Genomic DNA, 18807 nt, shown 5'->3' with positions numbered 1-18807 from the left:
CAGACTACAGAGTGTTAACGAATTTAATAAAATAAGAAGGTATAACCATGTCTATTGAAGTCAAAGTACCTGTTTTGCCGGAATCAGTTGCTGATGCAACTGTGGCTGCATGGCATAAAAAAGTAGGTGATAAAGTTACCCGTGATGAAAATTTACTGGATCTAGAAACAGATAAAGTTGTTTTAGAAGTTCCAGCCCCAGCAGATGGCATACTGGCTGAAATCATGTTTCAAGAAGGCGACACCGTCAATTCTGGTCAATTATTGGCAAAAATAAAAGAAGGTGCTGGTTCTGAAGCTAAAGAAGAAACGAAAACGGAAACTGCGAAGGGACGGGACGAGGCAGAAACTGATAAGGTAAGTGCGAAGGAAGATAAGTCAACCAGTCCTGTAGTACGACGAATGATGGCAGAACATGATCTGCAATCAGCACAAATCCAAGGTAGTGGTAAAGATGGTCGTATTACCAAAGAAGATGTTCTCGCTTATATCGAATCTACTCGAGAGAAAACCTCAAAATCCCCTGAAGCTCACAAAGAGCAACAACCAAAAGCACCCATGGGATTACGCGAAGAGCGCCGAGTACCCATGACACGTTTAAGAGCTAAAATTGCTGAGCGTCTATTAGAGGCACAGCATAATGCAGCCATGTTGACAACCTTTAATGAAGTTAATCTAAAAGCTGTAATGGATATGCGCGCTCAGTATAAAGACAGTTTTGAGAAGAAACATGGTGTTAAACTCGGATTTATGTCGTTTTTTACTAAAGCGGTCGTTGAGTCATTAAAACGCTTCCCTGCCGTAAATGCTTCTATTGACGGTCAGGATGTGGTCTATCATGGTTTTTATGATATTGGAATTGCGGTATCAACGGAGCGAGGATTAGTCGTCCCTGTGATCCGTGATGCAGATCAAATGAGCATGGCTGAAATAGAATTGGCTATTAATGATGCAGCAACAAAAGCCAGACAAGGTAAATTGGCGATGGAAGATATGCAAGGCGGGACCTTTACCATTACTAATGGTGGGGTATTCGGTTCTTTATTGGCTACTCCAATTATTAATCCACCCCAAACAGGAATTTTGGGAATGCATAAAATTGAAGATAGACCTGTAGTGGAAAAAGGACAAATTGTGATTCGTCCGATGATGTATGTCGCGTTGTCTTATGACCATCGATTGATTGATGGTAAAGATTCTGTACAGTTTTTGGTGAGCGTTAAAGAGTTATTGGAAGATCCAGCTCGTCTTTTACTTAATGTTTAACGAAATGTAACAGCGAAATACGCAATGACACATCAATGTATTCTGAGTGAAAGCTTCTAATGATACTGATGTGTGTTGACGAATTTCGCTTTTTTTAGAAAGGTAATGGCAATGAATTTACATGAATACCAGGCTAAACAATTATTTGCTCACTACGACCTTCCTGTTCCTAAGGGTGAGGTAGCTTATAGTGTTGAAGACGCAATACAAGTCGCGTCACAGTTATCTACTGACCGTTGGGTGGTTAAAGCGCAAGTTCATGCTGGTGGTAGAGGAAAAGCAGGTGGCGTGAAATTAGTCTCCAACAAAGACGAATTAGCTACAGCGGTGAAAGCATTATTAGGTACTCGGTTAGTTACCTATCAAACAGATGCTCATGGTCAACCCGTCAATACTGTTCTCATTGAAGAAACGTGTGACATTGGCAGAGAGCTATATCTTGGTGCTGTTGTGGATCGCGCTACTCGTCGTGTGGTGTTCATGGCTTCCACTGAAGGCGGTGTTGAAATAGAAAAGGTGGCTGAAGAGACCCCTGAGAAAATTTTCAAGGTTATTGTAGATCCGTTAGTTGGAGTCATGCCCTTCCAATGTCGTGACGTGGGTTTTAAACTGGGTCTACAGGATGAGCAAATAAAGCAATTTACTCATTTGATGATGGGCTTGGGTAAAATGTTTGTTGATTGCGATTTGAGCTTATTAGAAATCAATCCTTTAGTTGTAACCAAGCAGGGTCAATTAATTTGTTTGGATGGAAAAATTAATATTGATGGCAACGCATTATATCGTCAACCTAAGTTAAAAAGCATGCGTGACACAACTCAAGAAGATGAACGCGAAAATCGTGCGAGTGACTGGGAATTAAATTATATTCCTCTAGATGGGACTATAGGGTGTATGGTCAATGGCGCGGGTTTGGCAATGGCGACTATGGACGTGATTAAACTTCATGGTGGAGAACCAGCAAACTTCCTAGATGTAGGGGGGGGCGCTACCAAGGAACGAGTCAGTGAAGCATTGAAAATTATTGTCTCAGATGAAAAAGTCAAAGGTATTTTAGTCAATATTTTTGGTGGTATCGTTCGTTGTGACCTCATTGCCGATGGTATTCTTGCTGCAGTGAAAGAAGTTGATGTGAAAATTCCTGTAGTCGTACGTCTTGAAGGTAATAATGCGCAACTTGGTGCTGATATTTTAAATAAAAGTGATTTGAATGTGATTGCTGCAACCAGTTTAACTGATGCTGCGAAGAAGATTGTGGCAGCTGTTGCCTAATCCTAAAAACTGCAGTTGAATCGACTCCTCTCAATAATTCAACTGCGGTTTTTAGGTTAATTACTAAAATTCGAGGTTAACAATGAGTGTATTGGTAAATAAACATACTAAAGTACTGTGTCAGGGTTTTACTGGAAAACAAGGAACATATCATTCAGAACAAGCGATTGCTTATGGCACACGTATGGTTGGTGGCGTGACGCCAGGAAAAGGTGGGCAGAAGCATCTGGGCTTGCCGGTATTTAATACGATGCGTGAAGCTGTTGAAGAAACTAAAGCGGAAGCCAGTGTAATATACGTTCCAGCGCCATTTTGCAAAGATTCTATTTTGGAAGCAGCAGACGCTGGCATTCAATTAATTGTTTGCATCACCGAGGGTGTTCCTGTTTTAGACATGTTGCAAGTAAAAGTCTATTTAGAAAATAATACCCAAGCCCGTTTAATTGGGCCAAACTGCCCTGGAATTATAACTCCAGGTGAATGCAAAATTGGGATTATGCCAGGTTCAATTCATTTGCCTGGTAAAGTTGGTATCGTCTCACGTTCTGGTACACTAACCTATGAAGCAGTAAAGCAAACCACCGATAAAGGATTTGGTCAAAGTACCTGTATTGGTATAGGTGGTGATCCAATTCCTGGAACCAGTTTTATTGATGCATTAGCTTTGTTTGAGCAAGACTCTCAAACACAAGCCATTATCATGGTTGGTGAAATTGGCGGCTCTGCAGAAGAAGAGGCTGCTGAATACATTAAATCACATGTAAGTAAGCCAGTCGTTTCCTATATAGCTGGGGTTACCGCGCCCGCTGGCAAGCGTATGGGGCATGCTGGGGCAATTATCTCTGGTGGTAAAGGAACTGCAGCTGAAAAGTATAAAGCATTAGAAGCCGCTGGGGTAAAAACTGTACGTTCACCAGCGGATTTAGGCGATGCAATTGCCGAAGTAACTGGTTGGTAGTCAATTCAGGCTATAGCTTGAGTTAAGTTCCAAGCCAGCGGCCATTGAGTTAATAATTTTGTCATTCCCGCGCAGGCGGGAATCCATTTCTAAACGAGGTAGTGAGTTGCTCTGAAAATGGATCTCCGCTTTTGCGGAGATGACAAAGGTTAAAAGTCCATTCATACTAATGGTCGCAGGTAGAGCCAAAACTGAGGAATATCGAATCGTTCACTATAACTGGGTTCACTGACCCAATTTTTTTATGGTATTTCATGACAAATTTTCGAAGCATTGCGGATATAAGACGTGAGTATGGGGATCTCAATTTAAGTGAGGAATCACTTCCAGATGATCCGCTTGTCCAATTTAAGCTTTGGTTTGAAGATGTTTTAAAAAATGAAAAAAACGATCCGACCGCTATGGTTCTTTCAACGGTAGATAATCGCGGTTACCCTGACTCCCGAGTTGTTTTGTTAAAGGGTGTTGATGACGGGACGTTTGTTTTTTATACCAACTATCAAAGTACTAAATCAAAACAAATTCAAAATAACCCTCATGTGGCGCTTAATTTTTATTGGCCACAAATGGCGAGGCAAGTACGGGTTCGTGGTCAAATCAAGCAAGTTGATGAGGAGCAGTCTGATCTATATTTTTCCTCAAGACCTATTAAAAGCCAATTCAGCGCGATTATTTCTCCTCAAAGCCATGAGGTTACAGGAAGAGAGTCGTTGGAGAAAGCCCTCAATGATTTAATACAAAAGCATGGACAAGAACCCGTATTACGTCCCAGCTACTGGGGTGGTTATATGGTTATTCCTGACGAAATCGAGTTTTGGCAAGGACGAGATAATCGCTTACATGATCGCATTCATTACTATCAACATGATGGACAATGGAAGCATCATCGGTTAGCTCCTTAACCATATACAGGATAACAGCACAAAGCATCACAGAAGCTAAAAAATTAGCCTCCTGGCTCAGTGCTTTATGCCGAGTTAATACACTTTGAATGCTCCTTGTTTAAATGAAGTAGAAACGGTACTGGCGGCAAAATTTGCCGGCAAAAAGGTAAGTTCTGCCACAAATATATATTTTTTCCCTCTTTCTGTTCTTACTCTATTTTTTGTGTTTTTTAAAGAGACAAAAAAAAGATTGGCATAGTAATTGCTACATAAATATATAGAAATAACAACAAAATTGATCTAGAACGTTATTTTTTCTGAGTTAAAAAAAAATTTGTCAAGAATTAGTAAATGTTTTTATTTGGTAAATAAGCGTTAACATAAAGTCGTAAAATAATCTTAAATGTAGAAATTATTAACAGTATTCAAAATTCATGTACTGTATAAATAGAGGGTATAATCATGAACGACATAACAGCCTTACTACCACATATTAAATTACGTTTTAACATCGAACATCCAACTTATGAAGACAGTTATTCATTTGGTTACGAATGTGCACTTGCCGATGTGACTGAAGAAGATAATCCTTTCCGTAAGGGGACTCAACAAGCAGAACATTGGTTAGAGGGCTGGTGGGATGCAATTGAGGGCGAAGAACCTTTATTCGAGTTAAATAAGACCGACAATGAAGAACTGTCTCCATGCGAGGAAGGAGCTGCAAACGATCAAGAGTATGGTCATAAGCACAGCTTTTTATCTCTAGTTATTGAAATCAGTGGTGCCATAGCTGCTTCAGCTATAGTTGGATATCAATTATTCGAATTGGTAGCATAGAACTTACCCTCTAGTGAAGTTTGAAAGAAGATTTAGCTTCACCCATGTCGGATTATGCTGCTGAACCCTCATGAGTACCTTCTCCCAGTCAGGGAGAAGTATACCCAAGAAACATTGTGAGGTCTTATCCAGTTTCTTGGGTATTTACTTCAATCCTTGAAAAATTTTAATACCATGGAACGCATTCGCGCTGTTTCCGATGGGTTGAATTCTTTGTATATATCGCTACCGATGTTAAGGCATACTGTTACATTCTCACCCAGTCCTTTAAGTAAATCCACACCCGATAATTTAAGAAGTTTTATGTCGGTAGCGATGTCACCAGCCCACGTATCAAGATAACTCATTTCAGAAAACACAGGAAGAAAAATGTGTCCTTGCTCTTGTAAAAACAATACCTTAGGTTGATTGTCATCTGAATTTTTTTCAATGGGTATAATAAAATTTGCTTTAATAAACTCAAGATAGGCTTTATTCGCTTCTTTGTTATTTCCAGCTGCATTAAGTGCCTCTTTTATTGCATGATTAAGAGCATTCATTTTTAGCCTTAGTAATAAATAGATCAGTTTGTGATATTTGTTTACAAAATTGGATATTAAGTTTGTAAATTATAACCATTTTCTATACCTATGAAAATGAAATCAAACTATGTGTTGAAATAAATGACAACACCAGTATAATGTAGGTTTTGTTTTGCTGAATTATTGCTCATTTTTTGGATAAGTATATTAGGGTTTGATTCTATTTCATACCGTTAAAGATGTACTAGTGAACTCGGAATGTAAATGGAATGGTAACAAACTCTATCCTGGAGGTTTGTTTTTGATGTGTCTACCAGTTAGTACCTTTTCAATCGAACAAAACTAATTAGGATTTTTATTAGTGTAGAGAGTTTATGAACAAAATACATGAGTCTAGAGTAGAAATTTATAACCAAAAAAATTATTTAGGATTTGCTTGGTTAGTATGGGGGTTGGCTGCTGCGTTCTATTTTTCTGATTATATGGCTCGTGTTGCACCCGGCGTAATGCATCGATACTTGCAAATGGATTTTGGGATTAATGAAGCGGGTTTTGGGATAATCACTGCATCATTTTATGTCCCCTATATTTTAATGCAAATCCCTGTAGGTCTTACGGTAGACCGATTAAGTATCCGTTGGCTACTCACAGTAATGTCATTAGTTACTGCGTTCGGATGTTGTGTTTTTGGTCTTGCAGATGGCTTGTTCATGGCCTCAATAGGTAGAATGCTCATAGGCTTCAGTGCGGCATTTGCTTTTATCTGCTCATTAAGATTAGCTACATCCTGGTTTCCACCTACCATGCTCGGTTTATTAGCCGGTTTAACCCAGGCATTAGGAATGCTAGGGGCTGCTGCTGGTGAAGCGCCTGTTTCATTTTTAGTTACTAATGTGGGTTGGCGCCACAGTATGTTGATTATTGCTTTTCTATTTATCGCACTTGCCGCCTTGTTGTATCAATTCGTACAAGATAAACCGGGAGAGCATCGTAGCGAAGTCCACTCTGTGAATCAGCTCAGTATTCTCCAGAGCTTAAAAATTGTATTATCGTGCAGACAAACATGGCTCAATGCATTATATGCGGGGTTTTTATTTGGCCCAACCGCGGTGATTGGAGAAGCAATTGGTCCTGCGTACTTACAATTCGGCAGGGGACTTGGGGCGCATGCAGCAGCTTTTGCTACAGGATTAATTTTTATTGGTTGGGGTATTAGCGGTCCTTTATCAGGATGGCTTTCAGACAAGATGGGGCGTCGTAAGCCTTTGATGATACTTTCCGCAGTTTTTGGCGTTATTCTTACCTCTCTCTATGTATTCAGTCCTGTTCTAAGCCAAACCTCAGCATACCTGCTCTTCTTCTTTTTCGGCGTAACAAATACTGGTGTTGCCATAGCCTATGCGGTCTCAACTGAGATACATGACAGAACTGTGGTCGGAACTTCTATTGCGTTTACCAATATGATATCGATCTTTGTCGGTGCATTATTGCAGCCTCTGGTTGGACGATTGGTCGATATGGTTTCAGGTGCTCGTGCTTATAATGTTGAAACTTTATTACTCTCTGATTTTCAAGCGGGCTTAAGGATACTTCCTCTTTGTTCCATTATTGCACTCATATTAGCTTTTACAGTTAAGGAAACTTATTGTAAGCCTAAAAATCATGCCTAAAGCCGTAGGGACTTTTTAGGCCTTATTTTCCAAGCCAATATTAATCGTTAATTTGTCATCCTGGTGTACGCGCCGGGATGACGTCACGTTGTGATCATCAAGCACATTTGAAAAAAATCAGTCAGCAAAAAAAATAGTTATTGCTGTTTTTTTATAAGCTTATCGCACTCCGATGTTATTTGCTGTTATACTTTGAGCTGCAGTTTTGCTGCTTGCGAATTAATAACATGGAGAACAGAATGAAAAAATTTACAGGATTAGTAATTATCCTGGCCGTTCTAATTCTAGGCGGATATTATGGCATGGGAGTTCTTACTGAAAAAACAATCAGAAAGAATGTAGAAGTAATTGACCAATCTAATGGCTTATATGCTGAAATTGAGCAATACCATAAAGGATTATTTAGTTCTGAAGCCAAAATCAAATGGAACTTACATATTCCAGAACGCGTTGTTAAAGATGAAAACGGACAACCTCAAACTCTTCCTGCCCAAGATTTTAATTCAGAGATGCCTCTAACAATCCATCATGGTCCAGTTATTTTTGCAAATAAACGTTTGCGCTTTGGCTTGGGCTATGCTGAAACAGTTTTCCCGTTTCCATCGCAATATAACGAACAATTTGATGCCCAATTCTCTAAAGACTCTGTTAAGCCACAGTTGGATTTAAGTATCTTTGTGAACTACTTAAACGAAAGCACTGTCGATTTCAAAGTACCTAATTTTAAATTAATTGCCAAAGATGGTACTGGTAACTTTGAATGGTTGGGTATGGACTCAAGTACAACCATGTCTTCTGGTATGGGAAAGGTTGAGGGGAAAATCAAGTTGGATGGCTTAAATGCTACCAAAGATGATACTAAAATTACTTTAAGTAAAGTATCGAGCGATTATGATTTGCATGAAACACCGGCCGGATTGTATCTTGGTGATGCAAACTTCAGCCTGCCGTCTTTTGTTGTCTTAGTTAAAGATCAAAAAATGTTTGAGCTTATCGATCTGGTAATTAAGTCAGACAGTGATATCGAGCAACATCTTTTTAATACTAATTTTAATGTGACTCTAAAATCGCTATTAGCAAATGGTCAAAATTATGGTCCAGGAGATTTGGAAGTTGCTTTAAGAAATCTCGATGCGGATGTATTGGCTAAAATTAATCAGCAAACAACAGCGATGCAAAACGGTAATGACATGCAACGCCAACAAGCAATGCTTGCGTTGCTTCCTGAACTACCCAAATTATTTAATAAAGGTGCGGAATTTGAAATCTCTAAACTGAGTTTAAAGATTCCACAAGGACAGATTGAAGGAAATCTTTTTGTCACTTTGCCTAAAGGTGAAAATGCCAACCCATTTGAAATGATGCAAAAAATTCAGGGTAAAGCGAAATTACAAGTTCCCGCAGAAGCTGTGAAACAGATTATGAAGCAATCAGTGATTCAACAAATCGCCAAAAAACCTGAATTGCAACAAACCTTAACGCAACAATTGCAAGCGAACCAAACAGCCGCTCAAACAAATCAACCTGCCCCTACGGTTGAGCAACTCGCTGAAATGCAAACCAACAAACAAATAAATGCATTGCAGCAAAGTGGCTTAATTACAGTTCAAGGAACTGATTTTGTGATTGAAGCCAGTTTGGACCAGGGTAAATTCACAATTAATGGCAAACCCTATGACCCTTCAATGATGAAATTTTAAGAAGTAATTGGAGTAATTTTGTAAGGAGGAGTGTGTAAAAAACAACTCACTCCTTATAAACACTCCTTGCGCTGCGAATGAACATTATATATTGATTTTTAATGCAGTTTTTTCTGTTCTGCCCTTGTCTCAATGGGCTTGTTTCGGTAATATACTGTTTTTAAAAGGAGGAGCTGATAATAATGACAACAATCAGTAACGAAGTAGTGGATAACACCGCTTCTCTGGCCGAAAGCGTAACCCTTTCAGTGCAAAAATATTTTTCTGAGCTTAAGGGAACTGATCCTGTTGACTTATACCAATTTGTACTTGAAGAGATTGAAACACCTTTGTTTCGCGCAGTGATGGAACATTGCAAGTACAATCAGTCACGTGCAGCAATTATGCTGGGGATTAGCCGTGGTACTTTGAGAACTAAATTGCGTCGATATTTCGATGATAAATATGTTGGTACTCGAGACTAACGGAACATTGAATTTAAGAAGAGGAGCGTACGAGCTCCTTTTTTTTAATATAAATTTATGAAATAAGCTCATGCAGCATAGGTTAAAAATCCCTGCTTTCAATCTGCAGACTCTTTATGACATTCCGATAAAGAAAAATTAGAGCCCTAAGTGGACAGTGGAAAAAATAAGGATTAGGTTGGGCCTTGGCCCAACATCAAAACATTATGAAGCTTTTTGTCGGCCAAAGCCCAACTACAATTTGCACAAAGAGTAGCAAGTAATAACGGTACTGTTACTCAGCAAACATTGAGCTTACAGACTCTTCAATATTCACCCGTTTAATTGCCTGAGCGAGCATGTCTGATAAACTGACAACGCGAATTTTTTCACATTCCCGTGCTTCATCAGATAAGGGAATAGTATCGGTCACTACAATTTCATCGAGTCCTGAATTTTTAATATTATTGATTGCAGGGCCAGATAAAACGGGGTGTGTTATATAGGCTCTAACGCTGTGAGCGCCATTTTTCTTAAGCTCATGAGCCGCAGAGCAAAGAGTTCCTGCCGTATCAACAATATCATCGACAATAATGCAGTCTTTATTCTTTGGCTCACCAATAATGTGCATTACTTCAGATTTATTAGGGCCACTGCGGCGCTTGTCTATGATACACAATTCAGCATGGTCAAGACGCTTCGCTACCGCTCGAGCTCTAACAACACCTCCGACATCGGGCGAAACAACCATAATGCTGTTTAGATTCTGCCTTTTTATGTCTTCGAGAAGTATCGGAGTTGCATAAACGTTATCGACTGGCATATAGAAAAAGCCTTGAATTTGGTCTGCATGAAGGTCTACTGTAAGAACACGGCAAATGCCTACGGATGCCATCATATCAGCAACGACTTTTGCTGTAATAGGCACACGTGCAGAGCGTACTCGTCGATCCTGACGTGCATAACCAAAATAAGGAACTACAGCGGTGATACGAGCAGCAGAAGATCTTCGTAGCGCATCAGCCATGGTCAAAAGTTCCATGAGGTTATTACTAGCAGGTGCGCAAGTTGATTGAATGATAAAAACGTCCCTACCGCGAACATTTTCAAGAATTTCAATCATGGTTTCCCCATCGCTGAAAGTACCGACAGTAGCCTGGCCAATAGGTATTTGCAGATGAGAAGAGATTTGTTGAGCTAATTCCGGATTTGCATTTCCGGCAAAAATCATCATTGTGGACATGTGTAAAAAGCCTTTAGATTTAGGTTTAATCATTTAACTTAAACACATAGCAGAAGACAGCCAAAAAGATATTATTATTATTTGAGCATTACAAGAACGCATCCTTCCAGGTTATCTTCTGCTGTCTGTTTACTTGAATCAACAAGAATGTGGCAGGGGTGCTAGGATTCGAACCTAGGTATGCAGGGATCAAAACCCTGTGCCTTACCGCTTGGCGACACCCCTAAATTTGCAGATTCTTACAATCATCCATTATAAAATTGCGTTCATCCCTGCAAATGTGCTGCGTATTTTGCAGTGCTTTTGGAAACATGTCAACTTTGAAAGCAATAATTTTTTATATTTTTAAATGGAAGCAGGAGTTGACATTAGAACAAGAATATCATATGGAACTAAAACTAATCATTTAAAAAGCAAGATTTAGATAATGTGAAGTTCTAAATCTTGCTTTTAACCCATTCTAGCTTGGACTTATATAGTCCAATTTTGAATCACCACCTTAACCATAACCCCATTGCCTTCAAGACGAATCATGCTTGGCAAATCAATACCTTTGACGGAAGTATATTTAGTGAAATTAATGGTATAACCATTTTGTTTCATTGCGACTAGGTGATTGTACTTATCTCGGTGTTCCGCTTGAACAGGCCCTGGGGCAGGGAGTCCTCTCACCCAATAATAAAGGTTGTTCACCGGAAGACGAATTCCTGTTTGTTCTACTAATAATTCGTCCGCATTATGTGAGCTGATCTTTTTGGGGCCATCTTGGTAGGTAATGGTATTTCCTTTTTTGTCGATAAGGACTGTTCCGCTCCCTAATGGGCCCATAAGTCGGATTTGATACGCATTGGGTCCTTCCTGCCTCCAATTCATGGCAGCTGACCAGCCTTTGTTTTTATTTTTTGCTGCCATGGCCCCGCGAAGTTCCCATGAGGAAACCGTCTCTGTTTTTGCTTTACGTTGTTCTACAGGCATGACTTTATTTTCGGGTAATTCTGCTGCAGGCCGCGGAGGCGCGCAGGCGGTTAACAAAAAGGGGGTTATCATTATTATTAATCGTTTTATATTATTCATTGGTCACCTCAAGTCCTTTTTTGTAGTTTTTCAATTAACAATACGCTAGACTGTTCGCATATGCAATTAGTGTTAATGATTATGAAATTAAAAGCAATTTATCCTGGAACTTTTGATCCTGTTACCAATGGACATGTTGATATCATTAGTCGTGCCGCTACGATTTTCCCTGAAATTATTGTTGCCGTAGCGAGCAATAAAGCGAAACGCCCTTTTTTGCCACTGGAGACTCGAATTGAACTTGTTGAGGAGGCCATTGCTCATTTGCCTGGAGTACGTGTACTGGGGTTTGATAACCTGTTAATTGATTTTGCATTAGAACACAATGCAGGGGTCGTGTTACGCGGCTTGCGCGCAGTGTCTGATTTTGAATATGAATTTCAACTGGCCGGAATGAATCGAAAATTATCCAAACAAATCGAAACAATTTTTTTAACCCCCTCAGAAAATTTTATGTATATTTCTTCTACTCTAGTACGTGAAATTGCGCTTCTGAAAGGAGATATATCTCAGTTCGTTCCTTCGTGTGTCGTCAGAGAACTCCAAAAGAGGCAACATGAACATGGAACCTAGAAGACTGTTTAATGGTTTTTTCCTGATTACGAGTAGCATCCTTTTTCTCTATTTTCCTACTCATGCGCTTGCCCAGCAAAATAACCCCCTTCCTCCTGGTTATGCAGTAGCCAGTGCAAATCCATTAGCAACTAATGCCGGACTCGAAATTTTAGCCAATGGTGGAAATGCCTTTGATGCAGCAATTGCTGTAACTGCAGCGTTAGCTGTTGTTGAACCATATCATTCAGGACTGGGTGGGGGAGGCTTTTGGTTGCTGCACCAAGAAAATCAGCATAAAAACATCTTTATTGATGGACGAGAGGTGGCACCTCAAGCCGCAAAAGCAGACATGTATCTGGGGGCTGATGGGCATGTGATACCCGGACTGTCCTTAAATGGAGGGCTAGCCGCGGCAATTCCTGGTGAGCCAGCAGCATTGGTCTACATTGCCAAGAATTTTGGACGATTACCTTTAGCGCAATCGCTTGCTCCAGCAATAAAATTAGCACAAGAGGGCTTTGAGGTTGATAAGCAATTAAGCTCATTCTTAAAAAACGAGGACCGGCTGGAGCAAATTAAAAAATATCCTTCTACAGCGAAAATCTTCTTGAACAATGGACGTCCTTATGGCATTGGGGAGCGATTAATTCAAACGGATTTGGGAAATACCCTTAAGTTAATCGCCGAGAAGGGCGAAGCCGGCTTTTATACTGGAGCCGTTGCAGAACGTTTGGTTAAGGGTGTCAATGCCGCGGGAGGAATTTGGACTCTTGAGGATTTAGCGAAGTATAAAATCAAAGTGAGGGAACCATTAATTGGTGCCTATCATAACATGCTAATTATAACCGCACCGCCACCTTCAGCAGGAGGTGTTGCATTATTGACCATGCTCAATATATTGTCTAACTATTCTTTATCTTCATTCTCAAAAATTCAATGGATACATTACCTGGTAGAGTCTATGCGTTTGGCCTATTGGCAGCGCGAGCAGTTTTTGGGGGATCCTGATTTTGTGACTATTCCCATTGGGAATTTAATTTCTGCAGAGAACGCGAAAAAGTTAAGTACCTTAATCCCACCCCATAAAACACTCCCTAGTGCCGTTTTGCGGGGACAGGTTAAAAAACAATCAGCAATGCAACCTGAGACTCCGAATACTACGCATATCTCTATTATTGATGCGGAGGGTAATCGGGTTTCTGCAACGATGTCCATCAATTATATTTTTGGCTCCAGTGTGGTAGCCGAGGGTACCGGTGTTTTGCTAAACGATGAAATGGATGATTTTTCTACTAAAGTGGGCGAGGAAAATGTTTTTGGTATTGTTGGCGGCGATAAAAATGCTATCGCTCCCGGCAAAAGACCATTATCCAGCATGACACCTACCTTCCTTGAATTACCACAGCGTGTTGCTATTTTAGGGACTCCGGGAGGTAGTCGTATTCCCACTATGGTTTTGATTGCATCATTAGTATTCCACGATGCGTACGGAGCAATTAGTATGGTTTCAGCGATGCGCTTTCATCATCAGTATTTACCTGATGCACTGCAGTTTGAACCGGATACTTTTCCGCCAGCGATTCAAGAAGCATTAAAAGCAATGGGGTATCGTCTAATGCCCTTAGAGCGATACTATGGTGACATGCAAGCGATTACCTGGGATAAGCAAACGAATATCCTTACCGCGGCATCAGATCCGAGAGCTATTGGATTAGCTGCATCTGTAGTGAACGCGCCAAGCGGATATGGGCATGGAGCACGCTTCTAACCGAAAAAGCCATGAGCGAAAAGGGATTCTCAAAAATGCTCACATAGTTAGCTATACTGCGCTTTTTTGAGAATCACTTTTCACTCAACCGGCACTCAAATCTGTTTTTTTTCTAGATTTTTACTTGTGGCTACTACTCTATTGTCTGAGCTGATCTTCTCCAACCAGTTCTTTGATTACTGAATAAGTTTGTTGAATCAATTGTTCTTTATTTTCAATGGTGAATTGTGAGGCATCGATTGGTTTGCCAATATGTATTTCTGCTTTTTGTTTCAGATGAAAATTAAAGGTCCGTGCGGGTAAAATATTGTTAGCACCACGTATTCCTATAGGAATAATCGTTGCTTTGGATTGAATGGCAGTGATAAAGCCCCCTTTTTTAAACGCCCCAAGTTTCCCATCTTTGGAGCGAGTTCCCTCTGGGGCAATCCACATAATGATCCCACTCTCCATGAGTTGCTGTGCATAGGCCAAGTCCTTAATGGCTTGATATTTATTTTTCCTATCTATAAAAGGAAATTCTGCAGCGACCATTGCTTTACCCATTAGGGGAACTTTTGCGAGTTCTTTTTTAGAGAGCATGCGAATGGAGTGATTTGGAAAGGCCTTGAATGCAAGTGGAATATCGTAGGCACTTGAATGATTGCACATTAGAATTGTAGCCCTTCCTTCTTGGGGCTGGACATTAAAAGGATTAATCACTTTATATTCTACTTGTACTGCATTGAGCAATTGATCAACCCAATGATGGATCGCTTTATCGGTCCATTTTCGATTTATGGTGCTAAAAAAATATTTAAAAATACAGCGCGTACTGGTCACTGCCGTATAAAACATGATATTACAAAGAACAAATGCGGTTCGTAATTGATTGATTTTCATTAGTGCCAGAGTTAAGTAAAGTAGCGGTAATATAGCGCAAGTTCATACGAATGCCCAGATAGTTTTTAAAGAGTCTCATTCACGTTGGAAATGTTGATTCAACATATAAAGTTTAGCCTACTGAGTAAAAAAATATACTTGCTGTGCCAGGTGACGAACTCACTGGAGCTCAATCTTACGTTCCTGCTCAACACGAAGGCCTCTGGATGAACACCATGAATACCAAAAACATTGGCGATCGTTTTTTCGTACTCACGTTTGAGCATTAAAAAAACTAATTTTGGCATGTAGGGCAAAAAAAAGAATTACGTCCGGCAATTATTAGCGATTCAATAGGGCGTTGGCAGCACAAACAAGGTTGATTTTTTCGGCCATAAACTTTGAGTGATATACTGAAATAACCGGGTTTGCCATCAAAAGCATAAAAATCGCGCAAGGTTGTTCCCCCCGAGATGATGGCTTGTTTCAACACTTCTTTTATCTGTGTCGTGAGCCTGTCACACTGTTCTTCAGAAAGCATTTTTGCGGGAGTATTAGGATGTATATTCGCTAAAAATAGACTTTCTGATGCATAAATATTTCCAACTCCTACCACAATGTCATTATCCATAATCAATGATTTGATGGGTTTATTTTTATTTTTGGCTCTTTGAAATAAATAAAGGCCATTAAATTCGTCCAAAAGAGGTTCCGGGCCTAAATGTGCAAGCAATTGATGTTGGTATGGGTTTTCCTGGATATAAAGAAATAAACCAAAACGTCTGGGATCACAAAACCGTAATTCCAGACCGTTGTCTAGCATCATCATAATGTGATCGTGTTTGTCGGGTTTGCTCTGAGCCGATACAATGCGTAAATGCCCCGACATGCCAAGATGAATTAAAAGATGTCCTGTTGAGAGCTGCATTAGAATATACTTGGCTCTTCGGGTAACGGCGATTATTTTTTTACCGACACAAAATGAAGCCAAATTATCAGGCACAGGGATTCGCAGCTTGGGATTACGAACGATAACCCCTTGAATTGTTTGACCTTCAAGATGGGGTTTAATTCCTTCTTTAGTCGTTTCAACCTCAGGTAGTTCAGGCATTATTTTTTATCGTCATGCTCAATGATGCGGCCCTCGTTTTTTTTAATCACTTCTTTTTTAGTCGAGCTGCTTGGGAACAGGTATTGTTTGATTGTGGCAACAAGCCAGAGGATAGCCCCTATAATGATTCCCCAAACTAAAACGTAGGAGAACATAAATAACAAACCAAAAAATAGGGCGATAGCACAACCTGCTATAATAAAAGGCACCAAATTTTCAAAGATTTTTCCCAGCTGGAATTTATCGTTCATCGCTTGATTCCATAGTTTATTCATTATTCACTATTAATTATCGGCTACATAATGAAATGTTGCAACGTAAAGAGTAAAATTGTGGTATCCTTAATATGAGATAAGGATTTTCTGGAATTCTTACAAGAGGTACCCAACTAAAGGATGAGTTTTTTCTTAATTTGCATTTTTGCATTTTTGCATTTGAAGTGGAGCTATTATGGTTTTTGGTTATTTAAACCTGTCTTTTTGGGGATATGTGATTGCGACGTTGATTTTCACGCAAATTACTATCGCGGCGGTAACAATATATCTTCATCGAAATCAAACCCACCGCGCGTTAACTCTGCACCCTATTATCAGTCATTTTTTTCGTTTTTGGTTGTGGTTAACTACGGGAATGGTTACGGCAGATTGGGTTGCTATCCATCGTAAACATCATGCATCATCAGATGTTGAGGGTGATCCTCACAGTCCGGTAGTTTTTGGCATTAAAAAAGTATTTTGGCAAGGAGCTGAACTGTACAAAGCAGCTCGTAAAGATAAAGAAATGATCGCCAAATATTCTCATGGTACTCCTACAGACTGGCTTGAGCGAAAAGTTTATTCCCCTCATTCTGCCAAGGGAATTTTGCTCATGTTACTTATTGATTTATTTTTGTTTGGTGTCCCTGGAATTACTATTTGGGCCATTCAGATGATGTGGATACCATTTCATGCTGCTGGAGTGATTAACGGGATCGGCCATCACTGGGGGTATCGAAATTTTGAATGCCTGGATGCTGCAAGAAATATTTTCCCTTGGGGTTTTTGGATAGGCGGCGAAGAGTTGCATAACAATCATCATACGTTTGCTTCTTCAGCAAAGTTTTCTATTAAATGGTGGGAGTTTGATATAGGTTGGATGTATATCCGTATCTTGTCCTTTTTAGGTCTTGCCAAAGTGAAAAAGCTACCCCCTAAATTGGCTATGGACGAGGGCAAGCTGCAGGTCGATATAGACACCGTAAAGGCAGTGATTGGAAATCGCTTTCAGGTGATGTCTAATTATTATAAAAGTGTGATTCGACCGATACTCAAGCAAGAAAAAAACAGCAGCATTGAAAGTAAAGAGGGCAAAAAACTTTTTGCGCGCGCTGGAAGTTTATTGCGTCGGGAAAATCGTCTATTGAACTCGAAAGCAAAAATGCGTTTATCGAATTTGCTTGAAGCCCGTGAACAATTACGTGTTGTTTACGCCTACAAACAGTCACTGCAAAATATTTGGTTAAAAACTGCATCCACACAAAAAGAGTTAATCGAAGCCTTGCAACAATGGTGTAGACAAGCAGAAGAATCAGGCCTTGATGTATTGAGACAATTTGCGCAACAAATCAAAGGATATGTGCCGGTATATAGGTAATCCTTTTATCATTTTGAATTTGCGCGCCCATCTCACGGAAAGGAGTTGAGGGGGGCATCAGGCTAAGAATATGGTCATTCCCGTACAGACGGAAGTCTCATCCCTGAATTGGCTTTGCTGATAGAGATGGATTCTCCCCTAGGCGGGAATGACCATTTTACATAGGCATGGAGCTTAATGGCAGTGAAGAGGATATTTGACTTTTAGTCTCGATTTTCTATAGTAGTATTTTAATATCGCAATAACAGGGAGTTGGTTATGATGAAAGGTGTAGCAATAGTTACTGGTGGAACTGGTGGTATCGGCACAACCATTTGTCAACGTTTAGCTGCCGATTTTCAAGTAGTCGCGTGTTATTTCAAGCATGGAAACCATGAAGAAGCGAAGCAATGGCAAGCAGAGCAAAAAAAGCTAGGCTATGATATTGATATCGTGTATGGGGATATCGCGCAATTTGCAGATTGTGAAAAAATAATGTCTCTAATCATGGAGCGTTATGGTCGTGTTGATGTCCTGGTGAACAATGCGGGAATCACTCAGGATTGTAGTTTACGCAAAATGACTCCAGAACAATGGCAAAATGTGATCGATGCGAATTTGACTAGCGTATTCAATATGACCCGCAATGTCATTCCCGTGATGATCGAGAAAGGTTATGGTCGCATCATCAGCATCTCTTCAATTAATGGCCGAAAAGGCCAATTCGGGCAATGTAACTATGCTTCTACCAAGTCTGCTTTGTATGGTTTTAGCAAAAGCTTGGCATTAGAAGTAGCCAATAAAGGCATAACCGTGAACACGGTTTCTCCTGGCTATATAGAAACGCCCATGCTTGCTTCTCTAAAAGAAGAGGTATTAAAGTCTATTATTTCAAGTATTCCTGTTGGTCGTTTAGGCCATTCAAAAGAAGTTGCTGATGCAGTTGCTTTTTTAGCATCTCCAGACAGTGGATTTATTACTGGCGCGAACTTGGATGTGAATGGTGGTCAATATATGTAAATGCGCGCCAGGGT

18 protein-coding genes and 1 tRNA gene are annotated in these 18807 nt (G+C 40.0%); 12 read left to right on the top strand and 7 right to left on the bottom strand.

Annotated elements, in window-relative coordinates; translation table 11 throughout:
* The first annotated feature begins 47 nt into the window (after window positions 1-47).
* From odhB to OQJ13_RS06725, 5 genes are all read left to right on the top strand, one after another.
* Window positions 48-1265, top strand: coding sequence for a 2-oxoglutarate dehydrogenase complex dihydrolipoyllysine-residue succinyltransferase (gene odhB, locus OQJ13_RS06745; RefSeq protein ID WP_265710089.1), 1218 nt, complete (start codon window positions 48-50; stop codon window positions 1263-1265).
* Window positions 1266-1376: 111 nt separating this feature from the next.
* Complete coding sequence (sucC, locus tag OQJ13_RS06740; protein WP_265710087.1) at window positions 1377-2537, top strand: ADP-forming succinate--CoA ligase subunit beta; 1161 nt, start codon at window positions 1377-1379, stop codon at window positions 2535-2537.
* Window positions 2538-2619: 82 nt separating this feature from the next.
* Window positions 2620-3495 carry a succinate--CoA ligase subunit alpha gene (sucD, locus tag OQJ13_RS06735; protein ID WP_265710086.1) on the top strand — a complete coding sequence of 292 codons (876 nt, stop codon included), beginning with the start codon at window positions 2620-2622 and terminating at the stop codon, window positions 3493-3495.
* A 254-nt stretch (window positions 3496-3749) separates the two neighbouring features.
* Entirely contained in the window at window positions 3750-4397 is a 648-nt protein-coding gene (gene pdxH / locus OQJ13_RS06730) for a pyridoxamine 5'-phosphate oxidase (RefSeq protein ID WP_265710084.1), read from the top strand.
* Between the two features lie 444 nt (window positions 4398-4841).
* A complete protein-coding gene (locus OQJ13_RS06725) occupies window positions 4842-5216 on the top strand; it encodes a transmission trait enhancer LetE (RefSeq protein ID WP_265710082.1) in 375 nt (124 codons plus the stop codon).
* Between the two features lie 149 nt (window positions 5217-5365).
* On the opposite strand, the gene OQJ13_RS06720 is transcribed toward OQJ13_RS06725, so the two are convergent.
* A complete protein-coding gene (locus OQJ13_RS06720; protein WP_265710081.1) occupies window positions 5366-5755 on the bottom strand; it encodes an SseB family protein in 390 nt (129 codons plus the stop codon).
* 356 nt (window positions 5756-6111) lie between these two features.
* Between OQJ13_RS06720 and OQJ13_RS06715 the strand changes: the two genes are divergently transcribed.
* The 3 genes from OQJ13_RS06715 to OQJ13_RS06705 all read left to right on the top strand — a co-directional run bounded on the left by OQJ13_RS06715 (window position 6112) and on the right by OQJ13_RS06705 (window position 9571).
* Window positions 6112-7407 (top strand): MFS transporter, encoded by a 1296-nt coding sequence (locus tag OQJ13_RS06715; RefSeq protein WP_265710080.1) that lies wholly within the window; start codon window positions 6112-6114, stop codon window positions 7405-7407.
* Between the two features lie 239 nt (window positions 7408-7646).
* On the top strand, window positions 7647-9107 hold the full coding sequence (locus tag OQJ13_RS06710; RefSeq protein WP_265710079.1) for a YdgA family protein: 1461 nt from the start codon (window positions 7647-7649) through the stop codon (window positions 9105-9107).
* A 182-nt stretch (window positions 9108-9289) separates the two neighbouring features.
* The gene (locus OQJ13_RS06705; RefSeq protein ID WP_003633193.1) at window positions 9290-9571 is read left to right on the top strand and encodes a helix-turn-helix domain-containing protein; all 282 of its coding nucleotides are present in this window, start codon (window positions 9290-9292) and stop codon (window positions 9569-9571) included.
* 274 nt (window positions 9572-9845) lie between these two features.
* On the opposite strand, the gene OQJ13_RS06700 is transcribed toward OQJ13_RS06705, so the two are convergent.
* The 3 genes from OQJ13_RS06700 to lolB all read right to left on the bottom strand — a co-directional run bounded on the left by OQJ13_RS06700 (window position 9846) and on the right by lolB (window position 11867).
* The gene (locus OQJ13_RS06700) at window positions 9846-10793 is read right to left on the bottom strand and encodes a ribose-phosphate pyrophosphokinase (protein WP_265710077.1); all 948 of its coding nucleotides are present in this window, start codon (window positions 10791-10793) and stop codon (window positions 9846-9848) included.
* A 150-nt stretch (window positions 10794-10943) separates the two neighbouring features.
* Window positions 10944-11018 (bottom strand) — tRNA-Gln (locus OQJ13_RS06695).
* Between the two features lie 246 nt (window positions 11019-11264).
* Entirely contained in the window at window positions 11265-11867 is a 603-nt protein-coding gene (lolB, locus tag OQJ13_RS06690; RefSeq protein WP_028380771.1) for a lipoprotein insertase outer membrane protein LolB, read from the bottom strand.
* Between the two features lie 60 nt (window positions 11868-11927).
* Between lolB and coaD the strand changes: the two genes are divergently transcribed.
* Window positions 11928-12440: a pantetheine-phosphate adenylyltransferase gene (gene coaD / locus OQJ13_RS06685; RefSeq protein ID WP_265710076.1), complete on the top strand. Its 513-nt coding sequence runs from the start codon at window positions 11928-11930 to the stop codon at window positions 12438-12440.
* Complete coding sequence (ggt, locus tag OQJ13_RS06680) at window positions 12430-14190, top strand: gamma-glutamyltransferase (protein WP_265711905.1); 1761 nt, start codon at window positions 12430-12432, stop codon at window positions 14188-14190. Before coaD ends, ggt begins: the two co-directional genes overlap by 11 nt.
* A gap of 138 nt (window positions 14191-14328) precedes the next feature.
* On the opposite strand, the gene OQJ13_RS06675 is transcribed toward ggt, so the two are convergent.
* From OQJ13_RS06675 to OQJ13_RS06665, 3 genes are all read right to left on the bottom strand, one after another.
* On the bottom strand, window positions 14329-15072 hold the full coding sequence (locus OQJ13_RS06675) for a lysophospholipid acyltransferase family protein (RefSeq protein ID WP_265710075.1): 744 nt from the start codon (window positions 15070-15072) through the stop codon (window positions 14329-14331).
* A 274-nt stretch (window positions 15073-15346) separates the two neighbouring features.
* Window positions 15347-16162, bottom strand: coding sequence for a bifunctional DNA-formamidopyrimidine glycosylase/DNA-(apurinic or apyrimidinic site) lyase (gene mutM / locus OQJ13_RS06670; RefSeq protein ID WP_265710074.1), 816 nt, complete (start codon window positions 16160-16162; stop codon window positions 15347-15349).
* Window positions 16162-16413: a hypothetical protein gene (locus OQJ13_RS06665; protein ID WP_265710073.1), complete on the bottom strand. Its 252-nt coding sequence runs from the start codon at window positions 16411-16413 to the stop codon at window positions 16162-16164. The genes mutM and OQJ13_RS06665 overlap by 1 nt, the downstream gene beginning before the upstream one ends.
* Window positions 16414-16612: 199 nt before the next feature.
* Between OQJ13_RS06665 and OQJ13_RS06660 the strand changes: the two genes are divergently transcribed.
* The gene (locus OQJ13_RS06660; protein ID WP_265710072.1) at window positions 16613-17794 is read left to right on the top strand and encodes a fatty acid desaturase; all 1182 of its coding nucleotides are present in this window, start codon (window positions 16613-16615) and stop codon (window positions 17792-17794) included.
* A gap of 258 nt (window positions 17795-18052) precedes the next feature.
* Entirely contained in the window at window positions 18053-18793 is a 741-nt protein-coding gene (phbB, locus tag OQJ13_RS06655) for an acetoacetyl-CoA reductase (RefSeq protein ID WP_028380778.1), read from the top strand.
* Window positions 18794-18807 lie beyond the last annotated feature (14 nt).

This window comes from Legionella sp. PATHC035, from assembly GCF_026191115.1.
Classification (GTDB): Bacteria; Pseudomonadota; Gammaproteobacteria; order Legionellales; family Legionellaceae; genus Legionella.
This window is presented reverse-complemented; position numbering and strand designations above follow the sequence as displayed.